2 protein-coding genes are annotated in these 2341 nt (G+C 68.9%); both read left to right on the forward strand.

The window, feature by feature from the left end; translation table 11 throughout:
- Positions 1–159 precede the first annotated feature (159 nt).
- A complete protein-coding gene (locus AB1460_RS36940; RefSeq protein ID WP_368967174.1) occupies positions 160–417 on the forward strand; it encodes a hypothetical protein in 258 nt (85 codons plus the stop codon).
- A gap of 125 nt (positions 418–542) precedes the next feature.
- On the forward strand, positions 543–2165 hold the full coding sequence (locus AB1460_RS36945; RefSeq protein ID WP_368967176.1) for an IS1634 family transposase: 1623 nt from the start codon (positions 543–545) through the stop codon (positions 2163–2165).
- The last annotated feature ends 176 nt before the right edge of the window (positions 2166–2341 follow it).

Below are 2341 nucleotides of genomic sequence, written 5' to 3' on the forward strand. Positions count from 1 at the left end.
GCGCACTACGCCTGGCCGGGCACAAGAGCATCGCCCCCGCCCTGCGGGCCACCGCCCGCAGACCCGAGCGCGTCCTCCAGATCATCGGCCTGATCAGCGAAAAGGGACTTTGACGGAGCCCTGGGCGCCGGTGTCTTCCGGACCACGATCGGCGGCCGGATGGTCTTCCTCAATCTCCACACCGGCGCGTCGGTCGGCTACGAACTGATGCACGGCAACGTCAGCGCCTACCTCTTCATCACGACCAACGCCGACCTGCCCGGCGCGGAGCGCGTCCTGTTCTGGGTCGGCGGGGCCGACGAGAACGGTGTCCAGCCGATCACCCTGGCGAACCGTGCGCTTGTCGAAGGCCCCCTGGCCACCAGTGTCTTCCCGGCCGACCACCAGGTGGGCGCCCTCCAGACCGTGGTCCGCTGACGGTTACGGCCTCCCACCGACTAGACCTGTCTTCCGCACGTGCGTGTGGTGAGACAGCTACGTGATCTCTTGTTCGGATCACGTCGGGACGATCGCGATCGGTAGTGGCGGGCCTGGGACTGTTCATGGCTGTGTCGGTCGCGATGAACTACGGGCCACCGAGCGTCGAGAAGCCGCTCGGTGCGCTGCCCGTCGTGCGTGACTACCTGGCCCGCCTCGATGTCGCGGGCACGATCGATCGGCTCGCTCCGATGCGTGACAAGGTCAACCGGGCCACCCACGGTGAGGTGATCGCCGCGCTGGTCGCGAATCGGCTGACCTCGCCGACCCCGCTGCTGCACGTCGAACGGTGGGCACGGGACTGGGCGGTCGAGGAGATGTTCGGTATCGCGCCGGACGTGTTGAACGACGACCGGGTCGGTCGGGCGCTTGACGCGCTCGCCCCGGTCTGTGAGGCCATGGTCGGTTCGGTCGGTGCCGCGGCGATCGCCGCGTTCGACCTGGATATCTCTCGCGTCCACTGGGACATGACGTCGATCTCGCTGCACGGCGCCTATCCCGAGGCCGATGAGGACTACGCGACCCCGAGATATGGCCACCCGAAGGACCGCCGGCCCGACCTCAAACAGGTCCAGACCGGGCTCGCGGTCACCGGTGACGGCGGGATCCCGCTGATCCACCGCGCCTACGACGGCGGTGCCGGTGAGATCTCCCAGGTCACCGGTGCGATGCGCGCCCTGGCCGGACTCGCCGGCCCCCGACAGTTCCTGCTGGTCGGCGACAGCAAACTCGTCTCCTACGCGAATCTGACCGCGTTGACGTCCGCTCCCGGGGTCACGTTCCTCGCCCCGGCACCGAAAACGGTCGTGCCCACCCAGGTCCTGGCCACCCAGGACTGGGCCACCGCGACCCTCGTCGACTACGTCGCGGCCCGTGACCAGGACAAACCCTTCCACCAGCGGGCTGCTTACCGCGTCCGGGAAGGCGTGACCACCCTGCGCGGGCCCCGCAAGAAAGACCCGCCGGTCACCGTGCGCACGGTGTTCGTCTGGTCGTCGGCGAACGACCAGGCCGCGAAAGCCGCCCGCGCGCTGAAACTCGGCCGCGCCCGCGCCGACCTCGACACCCTCACCCGCGCCGCGGGCAGCCACCACCTCTACCGCACCGAAGCCGCGGTGCAGGCCCGTCTGACCCTCCTGGCGACCAGACACCGCGTCACCCGCTACCTGGTCGCCACCACCAGCATCGACCCGGACACCGGGAAACCGGCCCTGACCTGGCACTTCGACTCCGCCACCCTCGACGCCGAGGCCGCCACCGACGGCTGGTACGCCCTGCTGACCAACCTGCCTGACGATGTCGGCCCCGGCGAGATCCTCGCCCGCTACAAAGGCCAGGAAGTCGTCGAACGTCGCTACGGCGCGTTCAAGGGCCCGCTCGCGGTTGCCCCGATGTTCCTGCACTCCAACCAGCGGATCCACGCCCTCATCCACGTCATCTGCCTGGCCCTGCTCATCTTCTGCCTGGTCGAACGCCAAGCACGGCTCGGCACCGGCCCCGACGGGAAGATCCCCGGCCTCTACGCCGGTCGTCCCGCCCGCCCCACCGGAGCACTGGTCCTCGGCGCGCTGAGCAGGCTGCGCCTCGTGCCCGCCCAGGGTGAGCAGCCCGCCTACATCCCCCGCCCCTCGGCGCTGCACCAGCACCTCCTCACCGTCCTCGGTGTCGACCCGACCCAGCCACCTTGATCAGAAACCACGCCGGTCAACGCATCGAAATCCCATGTGCGGAAGACAGGACTAGTAGACTGTCGCCGCTTAGTCCTGGCATGTTTCGTGTCTGGGTGAGAGGGTTGGGCTGGCAGGTCTTCCCGTCCCTCTGCCGGTCAGGACTGTGTCGTGGGTTCGCAGAAGAAGCGGCCGGT

The sequence above is a fragment of the Parafrankia sp. FMc2 genome (assembly GCF_041008525.1).
Classification (GTDB): domain Bacteria; phylum Actinomycetota; class Actinomycetes; order Frankiales; family Frankiaceae; genus Parafrankia.

What these genes read in the sequence shown, in the direction of transcription:
- AB1460_RS36945 (WP_368967176.1), top strand. Translation starts at nt 543, where the DNA reads ATGGCTGTGTCGGTCGCGATGAACTACGGGCCACCGAGCGTCGAGAAG.
- AB1460_RS36940 (WP_368967174.1), top strand. Translation starts at nt 160, where the DNA reads ATGGTCTTCCTCAATCTCCACACCGGCGCGTCGGTCGGCTACGAACTG.